We start from the raw sequence: 23,682 nt of genomic DNA on the forward strand, positions 1-23,682 counted from the left end.
GCGACTGCTTACGCTGCCCATCGAACATGCCCTTACGTACGGTTACTGTCCCGCGACTGTCCGGCCCTGTCCCGACTGTCCGGGGCCACCCCAGGGGTAGGGCGGGGCCGAAGGAGGTGGGCGCGCATGAGCGTGGACGAGGTGGACGGTGCGGGTACGGAGGACGCGGGCTGGGAGGTGGAGCCCGGCGACGAGTCGGGTGCGGCGGTCGTGGCCGCCGTGGGCCGCCAGCTCAAGCTGTGGCGGGAGGCGAAGGGGCTCGGAGCGGTAGAGCTCGGGGAGCGGATCGGCTACGGGGAGGACCTGGTGCGCAAGGTCGAGCGCGGGGCGCGCATCCCGCGCCCCGAGTTCCTGGACAAGTCGGACGAGGTGCTGGGTGCGGCCGGGTTGATCTCGGCGATGAAGAAGGACGTGGAGGAGGTCCGCTATCCGAAGCAGGTGCGCAACCTGGCGAAACTGGAGGCGAGGGCGGTCGAGTTCTGCCTCTACTCGAACTTCAACGTCCACGGCCTGTTGCAGACCGAGGAGTTCTCGCGAGCGATCATGCGGACGTGGCGTCCGGCGTACGGCCTTGAGGAACTGGAGCGGTACCTGGCGGCACGGGTGGCTCGTCGCTCGGTGTTGGAGAAGGACCCTGCACCCGAGTTCAGCTTTATCCAGGAAGAGGTGTCGCTGCGACGGCCCATCGGAGGGAGGATGGTGCTGCGTCGCCAGCTCGAACGTCTCCTGGAGGTGAGTGAGCTGCCCAACGTCGAGATTCAGGTGATGCCGACGGAGCGCGCTGACCATCCCGGTACAGGAGGGGTGATCGAGATGCTGAAGTTCGGGGACGGTACAGCGGTCGGGCGCATGGACGGAGACTTCGGAGGCCGCCCGGTCTCCGACCTCAAAAGGCTCCGGATCTTGGATCTGCGCTATGGCATCATCCGGTCCAAGGCCCTCACTCCTGCGGAGTCACGGGACTTCATCGAGCAACTGCTGGGAGAGACATGATCCGCACCCCCGAGCTGGACTGGTTCAAGAGCAGCTACAGCAGCAGCGGCAACGGCAACGACTGCGTCGAGGTCGCCGCCACCCCCGGCACCGTCCACGTCCGCGACTCCAAGGACGCCGACGGCGCTCGTCTCGGGTTCGGGCGGGACGCCTGGGCCGGGTTCCTGAGCTTCGCGTCCGAATAGCGCCAGCGTGTGGGGTGGTCGCGCGTGACGCTGGAGGCATGACGACCACCGCGTACACCGCGCTCCCCATCCCGCCCACCGCCCTCGCCCAGCTTCGCCGCGTCGACGACGCCGGGCAGCCCTGTCTTCCGTACGCCGTGACCGAGGACGGCGCCGGCAGTCCGCTGCGGTGCTGTCTGCGGCCGGTGGCGGCGGGGGAGCGGATCGCGCTCGTCTCGTACGCGCCGCTGCGGCGGTGGGCGGCCGAGACGGGGGCCGAGCCGGGTGCGTACGACGAGCAGGGGCCCGTGTTCATCCACGCCGAGGAGTGCGGAGGGCCGGACCCGGACGCCGCCGCGTACCCCTTCGACCGGCCCGGCGCGCTGCGGACGCTGCGCCGGTACGACGCCCGGGGCCGGATCGTCGGAGGGCGGCTCCTGGAGATTCCCGAGGCGGCGGGCGAGGGCTTCGACCGGGCCTTCGGCGAGGCGTTCGCGGATCCGGCCGTTGCCCTCGTGCACGTCAGGGCCGTGGAGTACGGCTGCTTCCAGTTCGAGGTGCGGCGCGCGTGAGCGTGTGTGGGCGCGCGGGCCCCGCCGGATCGGCGGGGCCCGCACGCTTCCGCACGAGGCGCGGCGACGAGGCGTGTCATGCGTCCGGCGGCGTCAGAGGTGGGCGTGGCCGATCGCTTTGGCCACGACGTCGGTGATCAGCGGGCCGCATCCGCCGGGTGCGCGGCCGGCGAACTCCAGGGTGAAGTGGTCCTCGCCGGCACGTCGTGGTTCAGTTCACCTCGGCGGGTCCTCACCCGTGAGCCCGTCGACGGATTCACGGATGAGGTCGGCGTGACCGGCGTGGCGGGCGTACTCCTCGATGAGATCGAGGAGAACGCGGCGGAGGTTCGGACGTTCGCCGCTTCGCGTGGTGTAGGCGCCGAGTTGGTCCAGCCCGCCCGTGCTGAGCGCCTCGTCGACGATGGCACGTGAACGGGCGACCGATTCCCTCCAGAGGGCGCGCAGCTGATCGGGGGTGTCCTCGGCGGCGGAGCGGTAGTCCCAGTCAGGCGTGCTGTCCCAGTCGACGGTGTCCCAGGGCGCGCCGACGGGGGAGCCGAGCCACAACCGGGCGAAGTGACGGTCCTCGGTGTGCGCCAGGTGCTTGAGGAGGCCGCCCAAGGTGATGGCGGACGTGCCGAGCGTGGCGCGAAGACCGGCGGCGTCCAGGCCGGAGCACTTCCAGGCGAGGGTGGCACGCTGACGTTCGAGGGCGCCGAGGATCGCCGCGGCCTCGGTGCCGGCGAGGGGAGGTTCCGGCCAGGCTTCGGCCTTGCTCTCGATCATGGCTGGAGACCTTAGCGAACGGAGCTGACAGCGCGGCTGACGGGTGGACCGAAGCGCATCGCTCACTCAAGATCCGCCGGACGGGCCGTCGCCGAACAGCACCGACCCCAGCCCCCGCCGCACCCCCACCGCCTCGCCGACTCGCCGGACCGCGAGCAGCGTGCCCGCCGTGTACGGGTCGGGGGTCGGGCCCGCGTCGTGGCGGAGGGTCAGGCGTTCGCCGTCGCCGCCGAAGACGACCTCCGTGCTGAGCAGGAAGCTGGGGAGGCGTACGGAGTGCACGCGGCTGCCCGCCACGTCCGCGCCCCGCGCCTCCACCGGGCCGTGCAACTCGGCCAGTGGGACGCCCTGTTCGGGGGCGCGGATGCCGCCCAGGGTCTCGGCGAGTTCGCGGGCCGTGCCGCTCGGCACGTCGGGCTTGGCGGCGCTCGCGTAGTCGATGATCTCCCAGTGGTCCAGGTGCTCGGCCGCGAGTTCGGCGGCGCGGGCGAGGAGCGCCGCCATCACGGAGAAGTTGCCCGCCGCGATCACCCCGACGCCCCGCGCGCGGGCCAGCGCGTCGAGTTCGGCGTAGTCCTCGGCGGTGAGACCGCTGGAGCCGACGACCACGTGGACGCCCGCGTCGACCGCCGCCCACACGTTGTCCCGTACGGCGGCGGCGCTCGTGTAGTCGACGAGCACGTCCGCCGGGACGGCCGCGAGGGCCTCGGCGACCGTGCCGTGCACCGGGCCCTCGGAGCGGACCCCCGTCACCTCGGCGAGCGGGCGCCCGGCCGCCGACCGGGACACCCCGGAGGCGAGTTCCAGGTCGGCGGCGTGGGCGATGCCCGCGAGGATCGGCGGGGCGGTCCAGCCGGTGACACCGGCGAAGCAGACTCGGATCATGCGGGTCAATGTACGCAGAACTCGTTGCCTTCCGGGTCCGACATCACGACCCAACTCCCGCCGGGTTGCGCCACTTCCCGCAGCGTGGCGGCGCCGAGCGCGGTCAGCCGGGCGACCTCCGCCTCCCGGCTGTCCGCCTGCGGGTGCAGGTCGATGTGGAGGCGGTTCTTGACGGTCTTCGGCTCCGGTACGCGCTGGAACAGGATGCGGCGGCCGAGACCCGTGTCCGAGGCCGGGTCGAACGGGTCCTCCGGATGCCGCACGGCCGCCAGGTCGCGCCAGGCGGCACGGCCCCCGACGGTGAGCGTGGCCTCGGGCGGGGCGGCTCCGGCGGCGAGCAACGCGGCGATCAGGGCACTGTGGTCCTCCTCCGCGTACGCCAGCGCGGCGGCCCAGAAGGCGGCCTGGGCATGCGGATCGGCGCAGTCGACGACGAGCTTCCAGTGCACGGGAGTGGTCATGGGTGCGTTTATACGGGAGGGGGCTGACAGTCCGGCGGAGCGCGAGCGGCGCGCCCCGCCCGGCCCTCGCTCCAGACCGCCCTCGCGCTCCTCGTGATGGGCGTCGACGCGATCCTCGCGCCGACCCTGACGCCCCGGCTCGTCGCCCGCTACGGCAACGCCAAGGTGATCCTCGGCGGCTTCGTCCTCGCGGTCCTCTCGTACGCGCTCTTCCTGCCGGTCGGCCCGGACCGCTCGTACGCGGCGATGTTCCCCGCGCTGCTGCTCACCGGCCTCGCCTTCAGCCTGGCGTACGGGCCGCTCGCCATCGCCGCCACGGACGGCGTGGCGGAGGAGGAGCAGGGCCTCGCGAGCGGGCTGCTGACCACGGCCACGCAGTTCGGCTCGGCCGTCGGCGTGGCGGCGGTGACCGCGGTGTACGGGATCGCCGGCGGCGGCATGGAGGGCATCCGGGGGGCGCTCGTGGTCCCGCCGGCGATGGTGGCGCTCGGCGCGGTGATCTCCGCGACGGGGGTACGGGGGAGGGGGAACCGATCGGCCACCGGCTCGGCCACCGGCTCGGCCACCGGCTCCGGCTCCGCACCGGTGTCCGGATCGGCCCCCGACGGTGCTTCCGCTGCGACCAAGGTCACGGCCTGAAGGGCGTCCGGCTCGGCTCCCGACGTGCCTAATGTGGGGGAATGAACGATTCGCCCGGCTGTCCCCTGGCCGATGTCGCCGCCGCGTACGCGCCCCGGCTCTCGGAGTGTTCCTCCGAGCCGGGGCTCGTGGCCGCGCTCGACCAGCACGCGGCGGCCGTGTGCGACGCCCTGGTCCCGGACCGGCGCGGGGCCCGGGGCCGGAGCGTGGGGCGGGAGGAGCTGGGGGACTACGTCCTCGGCTTCACCGACCGGCTCGCCGAGGTCGCCTGGACCGAACCGGCCGGCCACGACTTCGCGACGCTGCGGCTCACCGCCGTCTGCCGCCTCATCCGGGACCACGACCTGCTGGACACCGGACGCTAGCGGCCGGGGCCCGCGAAGACGGGCCCGAAGACGGGCCCGAAGACGGGCCCGATGCCGGGCCCTACGCCGGATCGGCGGCCGGCTGCGCCGCCGCGGGTGCCGTCACCGGAGAAGCCGCGGAAGCGGCGGGACCGGACACGGCCCCGGACGCGGACGCGGACACGGCCCCCGACGCGGCCACGGCACCGGACGGGGAAGCAGGTCCAGACGCGGGCGCCCCCGCCTCCAGGCCGGCCGCCACCCCCGCCTCCCGGCTCGCCGCCTCCACCGCCGCCCGGCTCCGGCGGGCCGTGCGCAGGGCGTCCCAGGTCAGGATCGTCAGGGCCAGCCACACCAGCGAGAAGCCCGCCCAGCGCTCCGCCGGCATCGCCTCGTGGAAGTAGACGACGCCGAGCAGGAACTGGAAGACCGGGGCCAGGTACTGGAGCAGTCCCAGCGTGGAGAGCGGGACGCGGATCGCGGCGGCGCCGAAGCAGATCAGCGGGACGGCCGTCACCACGCCGGTGGACGCGAGCAGGGACGCGTGGCCGGTGCCGTGGGCGCCGAAGCTGAGCGTGCCCTGGGTGCCGAGCCAGACGAGGTAGCCGAGCGCGGGCAGGAAGAGTACGGCCGTCTCGGCGGCGAGCGACTCCACGCCGCCGAGGTTGACCTTCTTCTTCACCAGGCCGTAGATCGCGAAGGAGAAGGCGAGCGTGAGGGAGATCCACGGCAGGCGCCCGTAGCCGATGGACAGCACGACGACGGCGGCGAAGCCGACGCCGACCGCCGTCCACTGGGCGGGCCGCAGGCGTTCCTTGAGGACGAGGACGCCGAGCGCGATGGTGACGAGTGGGTTGATGAAGTAGCCGAGCGACGCCTCGACGACCTGGCCGTTGTTGACGGACCAGATGTACAGGCCCCAATTGACGCTGATCACGGCCGCGGCGACGGTGATCAGGGCCAGCTTGCGCGGGCTGCGTATCAGCGCGGGCAGCCAGCTCCAGCGGCGCATCGCGACCAGCGCGAGGGCGACGACGGCGAGCGACCAGACCATCCGGTGGGCCAGGATCTCGACCGCGCCCGAGGGCTTGAGGAGCGGCCAGAAGAGCGGGACCAGGCCCCACATCCCATAGGCACCGATCCCGTAGATGAGCCCTGTCCGGGCCTCGTTGTCGTCCTTCATCGAACCTCCCCGCCCCTAGCCGCGCTGTCCCGTCGAAGGTAGCGCCGCACGGGGCGGGCTGTCATGTCCGTATCGCCATACGGTCCTGACGGATCTTGGTGCCGGTCAGGCGGTGGCGAGCGCGGCGCCGATCGTCTCGGCGATCGGCGTGGTCGGGCGGCCGATCAGCCGCGCCAGGTCGTCGCCGCGGCTCGCGAGCGCGCCGTGCTCGACGGCCCGGTCGACGTCGACGAGGATCTCGGCGAACGGCAGCGGCACCCCGGCGCCGGTGAGGATCTCCAGGTGGGCGGCGGCGGGCACGCTGCTGTACGTGATCTCCCGGCCGGACCGGCGGGCGACCTCCGCCGCGTACTCGGCCAGCGACCAGGACACGTCGCCGTTCAGCTCGTACGCCCGGTTCAGGTGCTCCTCGGCCGGTCCGGTGAGGACGGCGGCGGCAGCGGCGGCGTAGTCGGCGCGGGAGGCGGAGGCGATCCGGCCCTCGCCCGCGTTGGCGACGACGGCGCCGTGGGCGAGCACGGGCGCCAGGTTCGCCGTGTAGTTCTCGGTGTACCAGCCGTTGCGCAGGAAGGTGTACGGCAGCCCCGAGTCGAGGATCGCCCGCTCGGTCGCCTTGTGCTCCTCGGCGAGCAGGAAGTCGGCCTCGGGTCCGCCGAGGACGCCGGTGTACGCGAGCTGGGCGACGCCCGCGGCCTTCGCGGCGGCCACCACGGCGGTGTGCTGCGCGACCCGCTGCCCGACCTCGCTGCCGGAGATCAGCAGCACCCGGTCGCCCGCCTCGAAGGCGCCGGCCAGCGTCTCCGGGCGGCTGTAGTCCGCGATCCGCAGCTCGACCCCGCGCTCGGCCAGACCGGCGGCCTTGTCCTTGTCGCGGACGACCGCGGCGACGGAAGAGGCGGGGACGGTGGCGAGGAGGGCGTCGATGACGAGGCGGCCCAGCTGGCCGGTGGCTCCGGTGACGACGATGCTCATGGTGGGGCTCCTGTGGTGGGTGCGGCGGGGGGTGCCCGGCGGTCCTGCTCCACTCACCGTACGGCGGGCACTAACCTTTCGTAAGTACCCACTTTGAAGTAAGGTACTGGTATGGAAGTAAGTGTGGACGGAGTCACCCGGACCGTCGTCGTCGACGCACTGTGCCCCGAGCGGCGCGTCCTGGAGCACGTCACCAGCCGCTGGGGCGTGCTGATCCTCATCGCCCTGCTGGCGCGCTCGTACCGCTTCAGCGAGCTGCGCCGCGCGATCGGCGGGGTCAGCGAGAAGATGCTCACCCAGACCCTCCAGACCCTGGAGCGCGACGGCCTCGTCCACCGCGACGCCAAGCCGGTGATCCCACCCCGCGTCGACTACAGCCTCACCGCCCTCGGCCGCGAGGCCGCCGAGCAGGTCACCGCGCTGGCCCGCTGGACCGAGCGGCGGCTGCCCGCCGTGCAGGAGGCCCGGGAGCGTTACGACGAGGTCCGCGGCTCGTCCCAATGACGTTGTAGACCGGGCGAGTTGATCCCCCGAGCCGTACGATCTCCTTCACCGACCGGGGGGATCGTGCGAACGACCGTGGGGGAATCGTGAGGGACGCGTACGGAAGAGCGCTGCGCGCCGGGGGCCTGCTGGCGGCCGGCGTGGTGTTGACGTTAGTGGCGGGGTGCTCTTCCGGGGGCGGAGGCGGGGACGGCGGGAAACCCCCGCGGGCGACGCCCACCACCGGCGCCGCCCCCACCGCCTCCCCCTCCGCCTCCTCCTCCGGCACCCCGGTCCCTGCCCCGACCGGCCCCGCCTTCACCCCGGACCCGAAGCGGGCCCCCCGCGACGCCGCCGCCGCGAAGAGCCTGGCGCTCGCGCTGGTGGCGGGCCCGGACGACTGGGGGCCCGAGTACGTCAAGCGCACCCCATACCTCAGCGAACCCGGCGCCTGGCCGGTCCTCGACCCGGGCTGCGAGTGGGAGCTCGGCACGCCGCCGGGCTCCGTCCTCTACAGCGTCACCGCCTACAGCCAGATCCCGGCGGCCGGTGGCAAGGGCCCGCTGCGGGTCGCCGCCACCGTCACCGTGCACCGCACCGACTCCGACGCCGACTGGGAGATGGCCGGGACCCTGGAAGAGGCGCTGCGCTGCCCCGACCAGCAACTGCGCCAGGGCGAGCGCATCAGCCGCCTGCTGTCCCTCGGCGTCCCCTACGGCACCGCCAACAACACGTACGCGACCGACACCCTCCTGGAACGCGGCTCGTACCTCAACGACGCCTTCAAGGGACCGCAGTTCTACACCTGGATGCAGACCCGCGTCGCGCAGGTCACCGTCGCCGTCGTCGTCAAGGGCGCCCCCGGCTACACCGAGGCGGACATCACCGCCGCCCAGGCCCGGGCCAGCGTCATCATGCAGGACCGCGCGAAGAAGCAGTTGGGAGCCCAGTCGTGAGCCCGACGAGCCACCCCGGCCCCGAGCCGGACCCGCAGCCCACTCCGCAGCCGGACCCGCAGTCCGCCTCCCAGCCGGACCCGCGGCCGACGCCCGCCGCGCAGGCCACTCCCCAGCCGGACCCGCGCCCCGCCGCCCTCCAGCCGCTGGTGCCCGCCGACCCGTCGACGATCGCCGGCTACCGGCTGCTCGGGCGGCTCGGGGCCGGTGGCATGGGCGTCGTCTACCTCGGCCGCACCGGCAACGGCGAACTCGCCGCGGTCAAGGTCACCCACGCCGACCAGGCCGACCAGCCCGACTTCCGGGCCCGCTTCCGCCGCGAGGTCGAGGCCGCCCGCCGGGTCGCCAGCCCCTGGGCCGTCCCCGTCACCGGCGCCGACCCCGACGCCCCCGAGCCCTGGATGGCGACCGCCTTCGTGCCGGGCCCGTCCCTCGGCGAGGCCGTCCGCGCCCACGGGCCGCTGCCCGAGCGGAGCGTACGGATCCTCGGCGGGAGCATCGCCCGCGCGCTCGCCGCCGTCCACGCCGCCGGGCTCGTCCACCGCGACGTGAAGCCTGGCAACGTCCTGCTCGCCATCGACGGCCCCCGCCTGATCGACTTCGGCATCGCCCGCGCCACCGGCGAGTCCGGGCTCACCTCGGCCGACATGGTCGTCGGCACCCCCGGCTTCCTCGCCCCCGAACAGGCCGAGGCCCGCGCCGCCGAGATCGGCCCGCCCGCCGACGTCTTCGCGCTCGGCTGCCTCCTCGCCTTCGCGGCGACCGGCCGCCCGCCCTTCGGCAGCGGGACCGTGGACGCCCTGCTCTACCGGACCGTCCACGACGCACCCGACCTCGCGGGCGTCCCCGAGGAGCTGCTGCCGCTCCTGACGGCCTGCCTCGCCAAGGACCCGGCCGACCGGCCCACCGCCGACGAGGTCGCCGCCCGGCTCACCGAGGACGCCCCCGGCAACGCCGCCGACTGGCTGCCCGCCCCCGTCGTCACCACCATCGCCGAACGCTCGACGGCCATGCTCGCGCTGCCCGACATCGACCCCACCGCGCCCGGCACCGACCCCACCGCCCCGCCGAAGCCGAGCCGCCGAGGCTTCCTCGCGCTCGGCGCGGGCGCCGCCGCGCTCGCGGCCGGCGGCGGCGCGTTCGCCCTGTGGAACTCCCGGCGCGACGGCACCGGCGACGGGAAGCCCCCCGCCCCGAAACGCCGCACCACCTGGTCCATCGGCGTCCTCGCCGACCTGTCCGGACCCGCCCAGGAGATCGGCCGCGCCCAGGAGCGCGGCGCCCGGCTCGCCGTCGAGCGCTTCAACGCCGCGCACAAGGGCAAGCCCTTCACCCTCGAACTCAAGGTCTCCGACGACCGCGGCGACCGCGCGGGCGCCCTCGCCGCCGCCCGCCGGCTCACCTCCGACCCCTCCGTGCTCGCCGTCCTCGGCCCCACCTCCGACGACACCGGCGAGGCCGCGCTCCCCGCCTTCGAGGAGTCCGGCGTGCCGCTCCTCACCGTCTCCTCCGGCTACCACCTGCTCACCCTGCTCGGCGACGGCGTGTCGTCGAACACCACCGTGCTCCGGGCCATCCCCAACCACATCCTGGCGGGCACCTACCTCGCCTGGTCGGCCACGCTGCTGCCGCGGATCCGCCGCCCCGGAGTCCTCCAGGAACGCACCGACGACCAGTACAGCTGGCAGTACACCGGCGGGGTCCGCTTCGGCTTCAGACAGGCCGGGATCGAGCCGCACTTCCGCGTGGTCCCGGCCCGGGTCACCGACTACCGCGCGGTCCTCGCGGAGATGATCGACGCCGGCATCGACGCGTACGTCCACTGCGGGGTGCGTTCCACGGCCGTGCTCGCCGCCCGCGCCCTGAACCAACTCGGCTTCACCGGGCCCCGGTTCACCGGTCAGCGGGTCTTCGGCTCGCAGTTCCTGAAGGAGGCCGGGAGCGACGCGGAGGGCTGGTTCGTCTGCGCGCCCGTCGTCGACCCCGTCCAGCGGGCCGCCGACCCCAAGCAGAAGGCGGCCGACCACAAGCTCGCCCAGGAGTTCGTCGACGCCCACCGCAAGCGCTACGGCACCGCCCCGGCGTACTACACCGGCGAGTCCTTCGACGTGGTCAGCATGGTCCTGAGCCGGATCGCGGACAACACCGCCCGAGCCCCGCTCACCCACAAGGGGCTGTGGCAGGCGCTGCAGAAGCAGGAGTACACCGGGGCCATGGGGGCCTACAGGTTCGGCGACAACGGCGAGCTCAAGGGCGTCGGGACCTTCGTGTACGCGGTGCGGAACGGGGCCTACGGCTTCATCGGGGCCGCACCGTCCGAGCCCAACAAGGCCGGCAAGCCCAACGAATCCGGCAATCCCGAGACGGCCTGACGGACCGTGCGCCCCCTCAAGAAGGCCGACCCGTCCTCGATCGCGGGCTATCGCCTGCTCGGGCGGCTCGGCACCGGCGGCATGGGCGTGGTCTACCTCGCCCGCTCCTCGGGCGGCGCGCTCGCCGCGCTCAAGCTGATCCGCGCCGAGCACGCCACCGACCCCGGCTTCCGCGAACGCTTCCGCCGCGAGGCGCGGGCCGCCGAGCGGATCACCGGGCGCTGGGTCGTCCGGGTCCTCGGCGCCGACCCGGAGGCCCGCGAACCGTGGCTGGCCACCGAGTTCGTGCCCGGCCCCTCGCTCGCCGAGGCCGTCGCCGCGCACGGCGCCCTGCCCGAACCGACCGTACGGGCTCTCGGCGCCCGGCTCGCCGACGCCCTCGACGGCATGCACGGGGCCGGGCTCGTCCACCGCGACGTGAAGCCCGGCAACGTCCTGCTCGCCCTCGACGGGCCCCGGCTCATCGACTTCGGCATCGCCCGGGTCAGCGGCGCCACCGCGCTCACCGCCACCGACGCCATGATCGGCACGCCCGGCTTCCTCGCCCCCGAACAGGCCCGGGTCACGGGCGCGGGCGAAGTCGGCCCGTCCAGCGACGTGTTCTCGCTCGGCTGCGTCCTCGCGTACGCGCTGGCCGGCCGCCGCCCCTTCGGTACGGGCCCGGTGGCCGCCGTCGTCTACCGCACCGTCCACGAGGAGCCCGACCTCGACGACGTACCGGACACCCTGCTGCCGCTCGTCACCGCCTGCCTCGCCAAGGACCCGGCGCTGCGGCCCACCGCGCGGGAGGTACGGGACCGGCTCGGCGCCGCCGACCAGCCCGCCCGCGACTGGCTCCCGGCCGGGCTGCCCGCGCTGATCGCCACCGGCTCCGCCCGCGTCCTCGACCTGCCCGTCGCCGAACCGACCCTCCTGGTGGCGGGCGAGGAGCCGCCGGGCCCCTCCCGTCGCAGGCTCCTGATCGCCGGTTCCGCGGCGGCCGTCGCGAGCGCCGGCGGACTCACCGCCTGGCTGCTCGGCCGCGACCCCTCCGGCGCGGGTGCGGGCACCGGCGCGGGCCTCGTGCGCGCGGCGTACACCGTCGGTGTGCTGACCGACCTGAGCGGCCCCACCCGGGTGGACGGGCGCGCCCAGGAACGCGGGCTGCGGCTCGCCACGGAGACCTTCAACGCCCGCGCCGACCGCCCCTTCGACCTGGTCCTCAAGGTGACGGACGACGGCGCCGACGCCCGGCGGGCCGCCGCCGGGGCCCGCGCCCTGCTGAAGGAACGGGCCCTGGTGGCCGTCCTCGGCCTGACGACCACCGACACGGCCATCGCGGCGGCGAACGCGCTCGTCGACCTGAAGGTGCCGGTGCTGAGCGCGGTGGCGTCCGTCCCGGACGGGGTGATCCAGGGTCAGACACCGCAACTGCGCACCTACTTCGAGGCGCGGCCCTACCCCGACGTGATGGTCGTCGCCTTCAAGCGCTACCTCACCGAGCACCGCCTGGGCCGCACCGCCGTCATCGAGGACCGGGCCGCCGGCACGTACAGCTGGCTCGGCGTCCGCAGCGTGCGGACCTCGCCGCCCGCCGGTGGCACGGTCACCACGCACCCGGTCGAGGCGGACAGCGAGGACTTCGGCGCGGCGGTCCGCGCCGCGCTCGCCACCTCGCCGACGGGCGTGATGTACGTGGGGACGTCGCCGCGCCGGGCCGGCCTGTGCGCGAAGGCCCTGAAGCGGCAGGGGTACCGGGGGCCGGTCGGCAGCGTCGAGCCCGCGCTCCAGCCGGAGTTCCTCACCGTGGCGGGCCCGGCCGCCGAGGGCTGGTACTTCGGGGCGGGCTACACCGACCCCGACACGGTGCCGTCCGCGAAGGAGTTCGCCGCGGCCTACCGGCGGCGCTGGCGGCTCGCGCCGGGCGAACCGATCGAGCGGTTCGCGGTCGAGTCGTACGACGCCCTGCTGTGGACGGGGAAGGCGCTGGCCACCGTCCTCGGCCGGAACGCGGTGAACCCGGGCGCGGCGGTCGCGAACGCGTTCATGAAGGACGACAAGGTCTACCGGGGCGTGGCCAGGTCCTACGACTCCCGGTCCAGCGACAGCGCGTCGACCGTCATCGAGGGCCTCACCCTCTGGCAGATCCGCTCCGGCCGCCCCCACTGCCTCGGCCCGTTCGCCGAAGCGGCGAAACGCGGCTGACCGCGGACCCCCGGGGGGCCCGCGGTCAGCGGACGGGCGATGCGGCCGGACGAGGTGTCAGCCGACGACCGTCCACGTGTCGTTGCCCGCGAGGAGCTGCGCCAGGTCGCCCTTGCCCTGCTGCTCCACGGCCTTCTCCAGCTGGTCCGCCATCAGCGTGTCGTACACCGGCCGCTCCACGGACCGGAACACCCCGATGGGCGTCTGGTGCAGGGTGTCGGGGTCGGCGAGCCGGGAGAGGGCGAAGGCGGTGGTGGGGGAGGCGGAGTGGGCGTCGTGGACGAGGATCCGGTGCTCGTTCTCCGGGGTCACGGCGACGACCCGGAGGTCGCCGGTGGCCGGGTCGCGGACGACGCCCTTGTCGAGCGCGGCGCCGAAGCGGATCGGCTGCCCGTGCTCCAGGCGGATCACCGCCTCCTTGGCCTGCTCGTTGTCCTTCAGGACCTCGAAGGCGCCGTCGTTGAAGATGTTGCAGTTCTGGTAGATCTCCACCAGGGCCGTGCCGTTGTGGTCGGCGGCCTGCCGCAGGACCTCGGTGAGGTGCTTGCGGTCGGAGTCCACCGTGCGGGCCACGAAGCTGGCCTCGGCGCCGATCGCCAGCGACACCGGGTTGAAGGGCGCGTCGAGGGAGCCCATCGGCGTCGACTTGGTGATCTTGCCGAGCTCGGAGGTGGGGCTGTACTGGCCCTTCGTCAGACCGTAGATCCGGTTGTTGAAGAGCAGGATCTTCAGGTTCACGTTGCGGCGCAGCGCGTGGATCAGGTGGTTGCCGCCGATGGACAGCGCGTCGCCGTCACCCGTGACGACCCACACCGACAGGTCGCGGCGCGAGGTCGCGAGGCCGGTCGCGATGGCCGGGGCGCGGCCGTGGATCGAGTGCATCCCGTACGTGTTCATGTAGTACGGGAAGCGGGAGGAGCAGCCGATGCCGGAGACGAAGACGATGTTCTCGCGCGCCAGACCGAGCTCCGGCATGAAGCCCTGGACGGCGGCGAGCACGGCGTAGTCGCCGCAGCCGGGGCACCAGCGGACCTCCTGGTCGGACTTGAAGTCCTTCATCGACTGGGCGGCCTCGGCCTTGGGCACCAGGTGCAGCAGCGACTCACTCATCGATGACCTCCTTGAGAGCGGCGGCGAGCTGCTCGGCCTTGAAAGGCATGCCGTTGACCTGGGTGTGGCTGCGGGCGTCGACGAGATAGCGGGCCCGGACGAGGGTGGCGAGCTGGCCCAGGTTCATCTCGGGCACCACCACCTTGTCGTAGCGCTTCAGCACCTCGCCGAGGTTCTTCGGGAAGGGGTTGAGGTGGCGCAGATGAGCCTGCGCGATGGGGCGGCCGGCCACCCGGAGCCGCCGCACGGCCGCGGTGATCGGGCCGTACGTGGAGCCCCAGCCGAGGACCAGGGTGCTCGCGCCGTCCGGGTCGTCGACCTCGATGTCGGGCACCTCGATGCCGTCGATCTTGGCCTGCCGGGTGCGCACCATGAACTCGTGGTTGGCCGGGTCGTAGCTGATGTTGCCGGTGCCGTCCTGCTTCTCGATGCCGCCGATGCGGTGTTCGAGACCGGGGGTGCCGGGCACGGCCCAGGGCCGGGCGAGGGTCTCCGGGTCGCGCTTGTACGGCCAGAAGACCTCGGTGCCGTCGGCCAGCGTGTGGTTCGGGCCGGCGGCGAAGGGCGTGGTCAGGTCGGGGAGTTCCGCGACCTCCGGGATCCGCCAGGGCTCGGAGCCGTTGGCCAGGTAGCCGTCGGAGAGCAGGAAGACGGGGGTGCGGTAGGCGAGCGCGATCCGGGCCGCGTCGACCGCCGCGTCGAAGCAGTCGGCGGGGGTCTTCGGGGCGACGATCGGCACCGGGGCCTCGCCGTTGCGCCCGTACATGGCCTGGAGGAGGTCGGCCTGCTCGGTCTTGGTGGGCAGACCGGTGGACGGGCCGCCGCGCTGGATGTCGACGATGAGCAGCGGCAGTTCGAGCGAGACGGCCAGGCCGATGGTCTCGGACTTGAGCGCCACGCCGGGGCCGGAGGTCGTGGTCACGGCCAGCGAGCCGCCGAAGGCGGCGCCGAGCGCGGCACCGATGCCGGCGATCTCGTCCTCGGCCTGGAAGGTGCGCACGCCGAAGTTCTTGTGCCGGGACAGCTCGTGGAGGATGTCCGAGGCCGGGGTGATCGGGTACGAGCCGAGGTAGAGCGGCAGGTCCGCCTGACGGGCGGCGGCGATCAGGCCGTACGAGAGGGCCAGGTTCCCGGAGATGTTGCGGTACGTGCCGGTGGGGAAGGCCCGGGTCGCCGGGGCGACCTCGTAGGAGACGGCGAAGTCCTCGGTGGTCTCGCCGAAGTTCCAGCCGGCCCGGAACGCGGCCACGTTCGCCTCGGCGATCTGCGGCTTCTTCGCGAACTTCTGCCGCAGGAAGGTCTCCGTGCCCTCGGTGGGCCGGTGGTACATCCAGGAGAGCAGCCCGAGCGCGAACATGTTCTTGGAGCGCTCGGCCTCCTTCCGGGACAGGCCGAACTCCTTCAGCGCCTCCACCGTCAGGGTGGTCAGCGGCACCGGGTGGACCCGGTAGGCGTCGAGCGAGCCGTCCTCCAACGGGGAGGTGGCGTAGCCCACCTTGGCCATCGCGCGCTTGGCGAACTCGTCCGTGTTGACGATGATCTCGCCGCCGCGCGGCACGTCCCCGACGTTCGCCTTCAGCGCGGCCGGGTTCATCGCGACCAGGACGTTCGGAGCGTCGCCCGGGGTCAGGATGTCGTGGTCGGCGAAGTGCAACTGGAACGAGGAGACGCCCGGCAGGGTGCCGGCGGGGGCCCGGATCTCCGCGGGGAAGTTCGGCAGCGTGGAGAGGTCGTTCCCGAACGACGCGGTCTCCGAGGTGAAACGGTCACCCGTGAGCTGCATGCCGTCACCCGAGTCACCCGCGAAGCGGATGATCACCCGGTCGAGCCGGCGGACTTCCTTGGCGGAACCGTGGTCGGCCGTCGCCGGGGCGCTGCGCTGCTCCCCGACCAGGGCCTCGCCGGCCTCGCTACTGACCTGGCTGGTCACTGAACTGGACCTCCCTCGCGGCAGGGGTTCTCTCTCCGCAGGGGCGGAGAAGGCTCGGAGGACGACCGGCCGACCGGTCGTCCCGTGGCCCACCCTACGTCCGTGCGGGAGTCCCTCCCGGCACTTCTCGCATGGTGGACGCTGTTTTGAGACGCCTGGGACGTCCTTTTCTTGTCAATTGTCTCGCTCTGCGAACCCCCGGGTCCACCGAGGGTCACGCTCCGTCCATTGTCGGTCACGCGGTGGCGTTCCCGGTATCTGACAGGGTGTCAGGCAATCAGGAATTGAGATAGGTCAGCACCGCGAGTACCCGACGGTGATCCCCGTCACTCGGCGAGAGGCCCAGCTTCATGAAGATGTTGCTGATGTGCTTCTCCACCGCGCCGTCGCTCACCACCAGCTGCCGGGCAATGGCCGAATTCGTACGCCCCTCCGCCATCAGCCCCAGCACCTCGCGCTCCCGGGGCGTCAGCGCCGCCAGCACGTCCTGCTTACGGCTCCGGCCCAGCAGCTGCGCCACCACCTCCGGATCCAGCGCCGTGCCGCCCCGGGCCACCCGCACCACCGCGTCCACGAACTCCCGGACCTCCGCGACCCGGTCCTTCAGCAGATAGCCGACCCCCACGCTGGAGCCGGCCAGCAGCTCCGTGGCGTACTGCTCCTCCACGTACTGCGACAGCACCAGCACCCCGATCCCCGGATGCTCCTTGCGCAGCCGCACCGCCGCCCGCACGCCCTCGTCCGTGTGCGTCGGCGGCATCCGCACGTCCGCCACCACCACGTCCGGCAACGCCCCCTCGGCCGCCAGATCGGACACCGTCTTCACCAGCGCCTCGCCGTCACCCACCCCGGCCACGACCTCGTGCCCCAAGTCGGTGAGGAGCCGGGTCAGACCTTCACGGAGCAGCACCGAATCCTCGGCGATGACCACCCGTACCGCCTCCGCGCCCATGTCCGTCACGGCCCTGCCTTTCTGCCCGTGCTGAGCACTCCTCAGCATCGCAAGCATCGCAGCAGAAGGGACGCGCGAGAGGGCGCGGGGGTTCAACTCGGCGAGTGGGGAGCGGGAGGCCCCCCCGGCCGTCACACCCGCCAGGGCAGCTCCGCCGTGACCGTCGTCGGGCCGCCCGCCGGGGAGTCCACCGCGAGGACGCCGTCGACCGCGTCCAGGCGCTCCGCGAGCCCCGCCAGGCCCCGCCCCTCCGCCGGCGCCGCCCCGCCCACGCCGTCGTCACGGACCTGGATCATCAGCCGGTCCTCGGACCGCCACACGTCCACCCAGGCCCGCCGGGCCCGCGCGTGCTTGGAGACGTTCTGGAGCAGCTCGGAGACGGTGAAGTACGCGATGCCCTCGATCGCCGCGACCGGGCGGCCCGGCAGCTCCACCTCCACCGTCACCGGAACGGTGCACCGCGCGGCGACCGCCGAGAGCGCCGCGTCCAGACCGCGGTCGGTGAGGACGGCCGGGTGGATGCCCCGGGCCAGATCGCGCAGCTCCTGGAGCGCCAGCTTCACCTCGCCGTGCGCCTCGTCGACCATCGCCGCCGCGGCCAGCGGATCGTGCGCCAGCTTCTCCTTCGCCAGACCCAGGTCCATCGCCAGCGACACCAGCCGGGCCTGCGCCCCGTCGTGCAGGTCCCGCTCGATGCGCCGCAGGTCGGCGGCGGCCGTGTCCACCATCACGCCCCGGTCCGACTCCAGCTCCGACACCCGCGAGGCCAGCCGGGACGGCCCGAGCAGCCCCGACAGCATCAGCCGGTCCACCGCCACCAGGCCCCGCAGCACCCACGGTCCGACCAGCACGAACAGCAGGCCCACCAGGCTGGTGAACGCGATCTCGAAACCCGAGTCCAGGTAGAAGGAGTGCGTGTCGTCCCCGTACAGCTGGAGCCCGGCCTGACCCGCGTACATCGGGAACACCCACTGCCACAGCGGATACGTGAACAGGCTCCAGCCCCAGGTCCACAGCGCGAGCGCCACGGAGAAGGAGAAGACGGCCCACGGCAGGTGCAGCAGCGCGTAGAGCAGGTGCCGCCAGGACGCCCCGCTCTTCAGCATCGCGCCCATCCACGACAGCGCCCCGCCGGTCCGGCCGCGCACCGGCTCCGGCGCCCCCACGTCCAGCCGCAGCAGCCCCCGCGCCCGCGCCCGCTCCACCGAGCCGAAGCCCCGGCACATCGCGAGCGTGCCGGCCAGCACCGGGATGCCCAGGAAGGTGATGAGCAGCCCGGCCCCGGCGGAGAAGAAGGACACGGCGAAGCAGAAGTAGACGACGCTCAGCGGAAAACCGAGCAGGACGTAGCCGAGCTCACGCCAGGTGCGCCCTTCGAACGGCGCGCGGACGGCGGCGGGCAGACGGGGGGAGGCCATCGGAAGGTTCCGTTTCTCACGCGGTCGGTCGGTCGCTTCCAGCCTCCCGGGAGGGGAGGGGTCCGGACCATGAGGAGGGTCGGCGTCTGCGGTGGGGGGTTTTCCCTACCGGAGGGGTGCGGGGGCCCGGGGGCCGGGCGTGTGTGGCCGGGAGTCCTGGGGCCGGGCGTGCGGCCCGGGGGTGCGGGGTGAAGGGGCCCGGGCCCGGGAGCCGGGGGTGCGGGCCCGGGGGTGCGGGGTGAAGGGGCCCGGGCCCGGGAGCCGGGGGTGCGGGCCCGGGGTGCGGGGCCCCGGGGGGGCGGGTGTGTGGCCGGGAGTCCGGGGGCCTGGCGTGCGGGCCCCGGATTCCGGGGGCCGGCGTGTGTGGCCTGGGGCCCGGGAGCCGGGCGTGCAGGCCCGGGGGTCGGCGGCCGGGGCGGGCGGTCCCGGGCGTCCGGGGCCCGGGGACCCGGGCCGTCGCGTCCGGCAGGTCCTACCGGCCGCCCGCCGGCGCCCGGTCGCGCCACGGCAGTTCCGCCGTCACCACCGTCGGGCCGCCCTCCGGCGAGTCCACGACGAACAGCCCGTCGACCGCGCCGAGCCGCTCCGCGAGCCCCGCCATGCCCGTACCGCCGCCGTCCAGGCGCGCCCCGCCCACGCCGTCGTCGCGGACCTGGATCATCAGCCGGTCCTCGGACCGCCACACCTCCACCGAGGCCGCCCGGGCCCGGGCGTGCTTGGAGACGTTCTGGAGCAGTTCGGAGACGGTGAAGTACGCGATGCCCTCGATGGCCTCCGCGGGCCGGGCCGGCAGGTCGACGCCCACCTTGACGGGGACGGTGCAGCGCGCGGCGATCGCGGAGAGGGCCGCGTCGAGGCCGCGGTCGGTGAGGACGGCCGGGTGGATGCCCCGGGCCAGATCGCGCAGCTCCTGGAGCGCCAGCTTCACCTCGCCGTGCGCCTCGTCGACCATCAGCGCCGCCGCGTCCGGGTCGTCCAGCAGCTTCTCCTTCGCGAGCCCCAGCCCCATCGCGAGCGCCACCAGCCGCGCCTGCGCGCCGTCGTGCAGATCGCGCTCGATGCGGCGCAGATCGGCGGCCGCGGTGTCCACCACGACCCCCCGGTCCGACTCCAGCTCGGCGATCCGCCGCTCCAGCTCGTCCGAGGGCGACAGCAGCCCGCGGACCATGGCCCGGTCGACGTTGCCGAGGCCACGGGCCAGGAACGGCAGCACCGGCCACAGCACGAACAGCGACACCAGGGTCACCGTGAACGTCACGATGCCCCACGGCAGCCGGACGAAGCCGTACAGCTGGCTCCGCCACGCCACCGGGTCCTTCAGCTGCGCCCACAGCCAGCCGAAGAACCCGTGCCGGCGGGGCAGCCGGCTCGGCTCCTCGACCCGTACGCCCAGCAACGCCCGGGCCCGGGCCCGCTCCGCCCGCGCCATGCCGCGCGCCCCGGCGAGCCCGAGCGCGAGCAGCGGCAGACCGATCACGGTCACGGCGAGCCCGACGCCGAGCGCGATCGTCACGACGGAGTACACGAAACCCGCCAGCGCGCAGGGCAGATCGGCGAGGAGGTGCGCGACCTCCTTCCAGGTGTACCGGTCGTACGCGAGACGCGCGGGCGGCGGAGGCGTGCCGGCGTCGGTTTCGGTGGCGGTGTGGTCACTCATGAGGACAAGGCTGCCGGTTGGGCACCCGGACACGCCATGGGGGAGGTCGGTGAAGCGGAGGGGGGATAACCCCACCCGGGAACCGACCCGGGAACCGACCCGGGAACAGGCCCGGGAACCGGCCCCGAACCCCGCCCCGGACTGCTTACGGTCCCTTTAGCAGGGCCTAGACTCGCGTGCGTAAACACACCGGATGAGACAACGAGACCGAGGGGCGGACGTGCCGGAACCGACCGTTCTTGTCGCGGCGGACTACTTTCAGACGTACTCCGTCGTCGGGCTGCTGGCCGTCGTCGGCGTCCTCTTCGTCGCCGTCGCGTTCGGCGCGGGCCGGCTGCTGCGGCCCGTCGTGCCGACCCCCGAGAAGCTGCTGACGTACGAGTGCGGCGTCGACCCGGTCGGCGAGGGCTGGGCCCACACCCAGGTCCGCTACTACGTCTACGCCTTCCTCTACGTCATCTTCGCGGTCGACTCGATCTTCCTCTTCCCCTGGGCCACGGTCTTCGCCGCGCCCGGCTACGGGGCGACGACGCTGGTCGAGATGTTCGTCTTCCTCGGCTTCCTGGCCGTGGGACTGCTCTACGCGTACAAGAAGGGCGTCCTGGCATGGACGTAACACCCCTGCCGGCCCCCAAGCTGGGCCCGCTCGCCCGCCTGGCCCCCGAGCCGATGAAGGTGGTCCTCAACTGGGGCCGCCGCTACAGCCTGTGGGTCTTCAACTTCGGCCTCGCCTGCTGCGCGATCGAGTTCATCGCCGCGTCGATGGCCCGCCACGACTTCATCCGGCTCGGCGTGATCCCCTTCGCGCCGGGCCCGCGCCAGGCCGACCTGATGATCGTCTCCGGCACGGTCACCGACAAGATGGCGCCCGCGGTGAAGCGCCTCTACGAGCAGATGCCGGAACCCAAGTACGTCATCTCCTTCGGCGCCTGCTCGAACTGCGGCGGACCGTACTGGGACTCGTACTCGGTCACCAAGGGCGTCGACCAGATCATCCCGGTCGACGTCTACGTGCCCGGCTGCCCGCCGCGCCCGGAAGCCCTCCTCCAGGGCATCCTCAAACTCCAGGAGAAGATCGCGAACGAGAGCCTCGGCGAGCGCTACGGCGCCGGCGCGCCCTCGGTCGCGCAGCTGACCAGCGGCCTCGTGCGGCCCCCGGAGCCGGGAGCGACGGCATGACGCCGGACCGGAACGCCTACGACACCCTCCCCGACGCGGTCACGGAGCTCTTCGGCGAGGAGGCGACCGCGGAGCGGGCCTACGACCTGCTGACCGTCGACGTCCCCACGGCCTCCTGGATCGCCGCGCTGGAGATCGCCCGCGACAAGCTGGGCTGCACCTACTTCGACTGGCTCAGCGCGGTCGACGAGCCCGGCACGGGCTTCCGCGTCTGCGCCCACGTGGCCTCGCTCGGCACCGGCCACGTCCGCCGCCTCATGCTCCGTACGACGGTCCCGCACGCGGCGCCCTCCCTGCCGTCCGCCATCGCGGTGTACGCGGGGGCGGCCTGGCACGAGCGCGAGACGTACGAGATGTTCGGCGTGACCTTCACGGACCACCCGCACCTGGTCCACCTGCTCCTCCCCGAGAACTTCGAGGGCCACCCCCTCCGCAAGGACTTCGTCCTCGCCGCCCGCGTGGCCAAGGCATGGCCTGGCGCCAAGGAACCGGGCGAGTCGCACGACCCGAACGCGCCCAAGCGGCGCCAGATGCTCCCGCCGGGCGTCCCCGACCCCAACGAGTGGGGCCCCCTGAAGGGCCAGCTCCCCCCGGCCCCCGCCCGCCCGGCCCGCGCCGCCGCCGGCGACCGACCGGCCCGCCGCACCCGCACGACAGCCGAGGGCTCGACCACCCAGCCGGCCCCCGCGACCCCGCCTCGCCGCTCCCGCTCGGTCACAGAGGGCTCGGCAAGCCAGCCGCCCCCGCCGAACGAGCCCAGCGAGCCGAGCCAGACGAGCCGGCCGGATCCGTCGGCTCCGGTCCGCCGGTCGCGTTCGGCGTCGGAGGGCTCGGCGAGCCAGACGAGCCAGGCGGATCCGTCGGCTCCGGTCCGCCGGTCGCGTTCGGCGTCGGACGGCTCCGCGAGCCAGACGAGCCAGGCGGACCCGTCCGCCCCGGTCCGCCGCTCCCGCAGCGCGAGCGCGGGCTCGGCGAGCCAGCGCGCCGAGACCCCGGCGCCCGCCGAGGGCTCCGGCACCCCCGTACCCGCCGAAGGCTCCGGCACCCCGGCTCCCGAGGCACCCGCCGCCCCGGCACCCGAGGCGCAGGAGAAGCCCGCGCCCCGCACCCGCAGCGCGGACGCCCCGTGGCACCACGCCCGCCCGGCGTTCGACGAGAAGCCCGCGGCGGACGAGAAGTCCGCGGCCGGCGAGAAGCCCGCGGCCGAAGAGGACGCCGGCCCGAAGGAGGCGGCTCCGAAGGACGCGGCTCCGGATGCCCCGGCCCCGGCCCCGAAGGATGCGGCTCCCAGCGAGCCGAATCCCGACGGGCCGACTCCCGACGCCTCGGCTTCGAAGGACGCGGCTCCGGACGGGCCGACTCCCGACGCCCCGGCTCCGAAGGACGCGGCTCCCAGCGAGCCGGCCCCCGACGAGCCGGCTCCGAACCCCCCGGCTCCGAACCCCCCGCCCGCCGACCCCCACGACACCCCCGCCGGAGGCGATCCCGCGTGAACGACGTACTCGACGTCGCCCTCCGCCTGCTCATCGTCTTCGCGGTCTTCCTCGTGCTGCCGCTCGTCGTCGGGCAGACGGAACACAAGGTCATGGCGCACATGCAGGGCCGCCTCGGCCCCATGTACGCGGGCGGTTTCCACGGCTGGGCGCAGCTCGTCGCGGACGGGGTGAAGTTCGCGCAGAAGGAGGACGTCGTGCCGGCCGCGGCCGACCGGCGGGTCTTCCAGCTCGCGCCGGCCGTCGCGCTCCTGCCGTACCTGCTCGTGCTGGTCGCGATCCCGATCGGGCCGAGCGAGGGCGCGGTCGGACAGGTGATCGACGCGGGCATCTTCTTCGTGCTCGCGGTGATGGGCGTCGGCGTGCTCGGCAGCCTGATGGCGGGCTGGGCCTCGGCCAACAAGTTCTCGCTGCTCGGCGGTCTCCGTACCGCCGCCCAGCTGCTCGCGTACGAGCTGCCGATGCTGCTCGCCGCCGCGTCCGTCGCGATGGCGGCCGGCACGGTCTCGCTGCCGGGGATCCTGAACGCCTTCGCGTGGTGGTGGGTGCCCTGGCAGATCGTCGGCGCGCTCGTCTTCTTCACCGCGGGCCTCGCCGAGCTCCAGCGCCCGCCGTTCGACATGCCCGTCGCCGACTCGGAGATCATCTTCGGCGCGTACACGGAGTACACCGGTCTCCGCTTCGCGCTGTTCCTGCTCGCCGAGTACGCGGGCATCGTCGTCCTGTGCGGTCTGACCACCGTCCTCTTCCTCGGCGGCTGGCACGGCCCGTTCGGCGCCGACGGCCTCGGCTGGGTGTGGACCCTGCTCAAGACCGCCGTCCTGGCCTTCGTCGTGATCTGGCTGCGCGTGTCGTACCCCCGGCTGCGCGAGGACCAGCTCCAGAAGCTGGCCTGGACGACCCTCGTACCGCTCGCCCTCGCGCAGATCGCGCTGACCGGCATCGTGAAGGTGGCGATCCAGTAACC

The 23,682-nt window shown here is 73.5% G+C and carries 22 protein-coding genes and 1 pseudogene; 13 read left to right on the forward strand and 10 right to left on the reverse strand.

Annotation, left to right across the window (positions count from 1 at the left end; genetic code table 11):
- Positions 1-126 precede the first annotated feature (126 nt).
- From AB0Q96_RS02120 to AB0Q96_RS02130, 3 genes are read left to right on the forward strand one after another with little or no spacing between them, the layout of a single operon-like run.
- Positions 127-993 carry a helix-turn-helix transcriptional regulator gene (locus tag AB0Q96_RS02120; protein ID WP_365321102.1) on the forward strand — a complete coding sequence of 289 codons (867 nt, stop codon included), beginning with the start codon at positions 127-129 and terminating at the stop codon, positions 991-993.
- Positions 990-1,178 (forward strand): DUF397 domain-containing protein, encoded by a 189-nt coding sequence (locus AB0Q96_RS02125; RefSeq protein ID WP_365321103.1) that lies wholly within the window; start codon positions 990-992, stop codon positions 1,176-1,178. The genes AB0Q96_RS02120 and AB0Q96_RS02125 overlap by 4 nt, the downstream gene beginning before the upstream one ends.
- 38 nt (positions 1,179-1,216) lie before the next feature.
- Complete coding sequence (locus AB0Q96_RS02130; protein ID WP_365321104.1) at positions 1,217-1,729, forward strand: DUF1203 domain-containing protein; 513 nt, start codon at positions 1,217-1,219, stop codon at positions 1,727-1,729.
- Positions 1,730-1,945: 216 nt separating this feature from the next.
- On the opposite strand, the gene AB0Q96_RS02135 is transcribed toward AB0Q96_RS02130, so the two are convergent.
- From AB0Q96_RS02135 to AB0Q96_RS02145, 3 genes are all read right to left on the reverse strand, one after another.
- Positions 1,946-2,497 carry a DinB family protein gene (locus tag AB0Q96_RS02135; RefSeq protein ID WP_365321105.1) on the reverse strand — a complete coding sequence of 184 codons (552 nt, stop codon included), beginning with the start codon at positions 2,495-2,497 and terminating at the stop codon, positions 1,946-1,948.
- Between the two features lie 66 nt (positions 2,498-2,563).
- Positions 2,564-3,382, reverse strand: coding sequence for a 4-hydroxy-tetrahydrodipicolinate reductase (gene dapB / locus AB0Q96_RS02140; protein ID WP_365321106.1), 819 nt, complete (start codon positions 3,380-3,382; stop codon positions 2,564-2,566).
- A 5-nt stretch (positions 3,383-3,387) separates the two neighbouring features.
- Positions 3,388-3,843, reverse strand: coding sequence for a VOC family protein (locus AB0Q96_RS02145; RefSeq protein ID WP_365321107.1), 456 nt, complete (start codon positions 3,841-3,843; stop codon positions 3,388-3,390).
- A gap of 66 nt (positions 3,844-3,909) precedes the next feature.
- On the opposite strand from AB0Q96_RS02145, the pseudogene AB0Q96_RS02150 reads away from it, so the two are divergent.
- Positions 3,910-4,482, forward strand: a pseudogene (locus AB0Q96_RS02150) (MFS transporter); the annotation flags it as partial.
- Between the two features lie 41 nt (positions 4,483-4,523).
- Positions 4,524-4,847: a DUF6401 family natural product biosynthesis protein gene (locus AB0Q96_RS02155; RefSeq protein WP_365321108.1), complete on the forward strand. Its 324-nt coding sequence runs from the start codon at positions 4,524-4,526 to the stop codon at positions 4,845-4,847.
- Positions 4,848-4,908: 61 nt separating this feature from the next.
- Here the strand turns inward: AB0Q96_RS02155 and rarD are convergent, their stop codons facing one another.
- Positions 4,909-6,009, reverse strand: a complete 1,101-nt coding sequence (gene rarD, locus AB0Q96_RS02160; protein WP_365321109.1) for an EamA family transporter RarD — start codon at positions 6,007-6,009, stop codon at positions 4,909-4,911.
- Between the two features lie 105 nt (positions 6,010-6,114).
- Positions 6,115-6,981: an NmrA family NAD(P)-binding protein gene (locus AB0Q96_RS02165; RefSeq protein WP_365321110.1), complete on the reverse strand. Its 867-nt coding sequence runs from the start codon at positions 6,979-6,981 to the stop codon at positions 6,115-6,117.
- 111 nt (positions 6,982-7,092) lie between these two features.
- Here AB0Q96_RS02165 and AB0Q96_RS02170 point away from each other — a divergent pair, with 111 nt between their 5' ends.
- The 4 genes from AB0Q96_RS02170 to AB0Q96_RS02185 all read left to right on the forward strand — a co-directional run bounded on the left by AB0Q96_RS02170 (position 7,093) and on the right by AB0Q96_RS02185 (position 12,976).
- Positions 7,093-7,485 (forward strand): helix-turn-helix domain-containing protein, encoded by a 393-nt coding sequence (locus AB0Q96_RS02170; RefSeq protein ID WP_365321111.1) that lies wholly within the window; start codon positions 7,093-7,095, stop codon positions 7,483-7,485.
- Positions 7,486-7,625: 140 nt separating this feature from the next.
- A complete protein-coding gene (locus AB0Q96_RS02175; RefSeq protein ID WP_365321112.1) occupies positions 7,626-8,420 on the forward strand; it encodes a hypothetical protein in 795 nt (264 codons plus the stop codon).
- Between the two features lie 149 nt (positions 8,421-8,569).
- Complete coding sequence (locus AB0Q96_RS02180; RefSeq protein ID WP_365321184.1) at positions 8,570-10,792, forward strand: bifunctional serine/threonine-protein kinase/ABC transporter substrate-binding protein; 2,223 nt, start codon at positions 8,570-8,572, stop codon at positions 10,790-10,792.
- A gap of 6 nt (positions 10,793-10,798) precedes the next feature.
- Positions 10,799-12,976: a bifunctional serine/threonine-protein kinase/ABC transporter substrate-binding protein gene (locus AB0Q96_RS02185; RefSeq protein WP_365321113.1), complete on the forward strand. Its 2,178-nt coding sequence runs from the start codon at positions 10,799-10,801 to the stop codon at positions 12,974-12,976.
- A gap of 57 nt (positions 12,977-13,033) precedes the next feature.
- Here AB0Q96_RS02185 and AB0Q96_RS02190 read toward each other — a convergent pair whose 3' ends face one another.
- The 5 genes from AB0Q96_RS02190 to AB0Q96_RS02210 all read right to left on the reverse strand — a co-directional run bounded on the left by AB0Q96_RS02190 (position 13,034) and on the right by AB0Q96_RS02210 (position 20,043).
- The gene (locus AB0Q96_RS02190) at positions 13,034-14,086 is read right to left on the reverse strand and encodes a 2-oxoacid:ferredoxin oxidoreductase subunit beta (protein WP_365321114.1); all 1,053 of its coding nucleotides are present in this window, start codon (positions 14,084-14,086) and stop codon (positions 13,034-13,036) included.
- Positions 14,079-16,016 (reverse strand): 2-oxoacid:acceptor oxidoreductase subunit alpha, encoded by a 1,938-nt coding sequence (locus AB0Q96_RS02195; protein ID WP_365321115.1) that lies wholly within the window; start codon positions 16,014-16,016, stop codon positions 14,079-14,081. Before AB0Q96_RS02195 ends, AB0Q96_RS02190 begins: the two co-directional genes overlap by 8 nt.
- A 277-nt stretch (positions 16,017-16,293) precedes the next feature.
- The gene (locus AB0Q96_RS02200) at positions 16,294-16,968 is read right to left on the reverse strand and encodes a response regulator transcription factor (RefSeq protein WP_365321185.1); all 675 of its coding nucleotides are present in this window, start codon (positions 16,966-16,968) and stop codon (positions 16,294-16,296) included.
- Positions 16,969-17,099: 131 nt separating this feature from the next.
- A complete protein-coding gene (locus tag AB0Q96_RS02205; RefSeq protein WP_365321116.1) occupies positions 17,100-18,386 on the reverse strand; it encodes a sensor domain-containing protein in 1,287 nt (428 codons plus the stop codon).
- Positions 18,387-18,858: 472 nt separating this feature from the next.
- Positions 18,859-20,043 (reverse strand): sensor domain-containing protein, encoded by a 1,185-nt coding sequence (locus AB0Q96_RS02210; protein WP_365321117.1) that lies wholly within the window; start codon positions 20,041-20,043, stop codon positions 18,859-18,861.
- A gap of 193 nt (positions 20,044-20,236) precedes the next feature.
- On the opposite strand from AB0Q96_RS02210, the gene AB0Q96_RS02215 reads away from it, so the two are divergent.
- Genes AB0Q96_RS02215 through AB0Q96_RS02230 form a run of 4 tightly spaced genes read left to right on the forward strand, consistent with a single transcriptional unit; the run spans position 20,237 to position 23,680 of the window.
- Entirely contained in the window at positions 20,237-20,659 is a 423-nt protein-coding gene (locus tag AB0Q96_RS02215) for an NADH-quinone oxidoreductase subunit A (protein WP_365321118.1), read from the forward strand.
- Positions 20,650-21,222, forward strand: coding sequence for an NADH-quinone oxidoreductase subunit B family protein (locus tag AB0Q96_RS02220; RefSeq protein WP_365321119.1), 573 nt, complete (start codon positions 20,650-20,652; stop codon positions 21,220-21,222). Before AB0Q96_RS02215 ends, AB0Q96_RS02220 begins: the two co-directional genes overlap by 10 nt.
- The gene (locus AB0Q96_RS02225) at positions 21,219-22,715 is read left to right on the forward strand and encodes an NADH-quinone oxidoreductase subunit C (protein ID WP_365321120.1); all 1,497 of its coding nucleotides are present in this window, start codon (positions 21,219-21,221) and stop codon (positions 22,713-22,715) included. The genes AB0Q96_RS02220 and AB0Q96_RS02225 overlap by 4 nt, the downstream gene beginning before the upstream one ends.
- Positions 22,712-23,680, forward strand: a complete 969-nt coding sequence (locus tag AB0Q96_RS02230) for a complex I subunit 1 family protein (RefSeq protein ID WP_365321121.1) — start codon at positions 22,712-22,714, stop codon at positions 23,678-23,680. The genes AB0Q96_RS02225 and AB0Q96_RS02230 overlap by 4 nt, the downstream gene beginning before the upstream one ends.
- Positions 23,681-23,682: the final 2 nt, after the last annotated feature.

Source organism: Streptomyces sp. NPDC093111 (assembly GCF_040683955.1).
GTDB lineage: Bacteria > Actinomycetota > Actinomycetes > Streptomycetales > Streptomycetaceae > Streptomyces.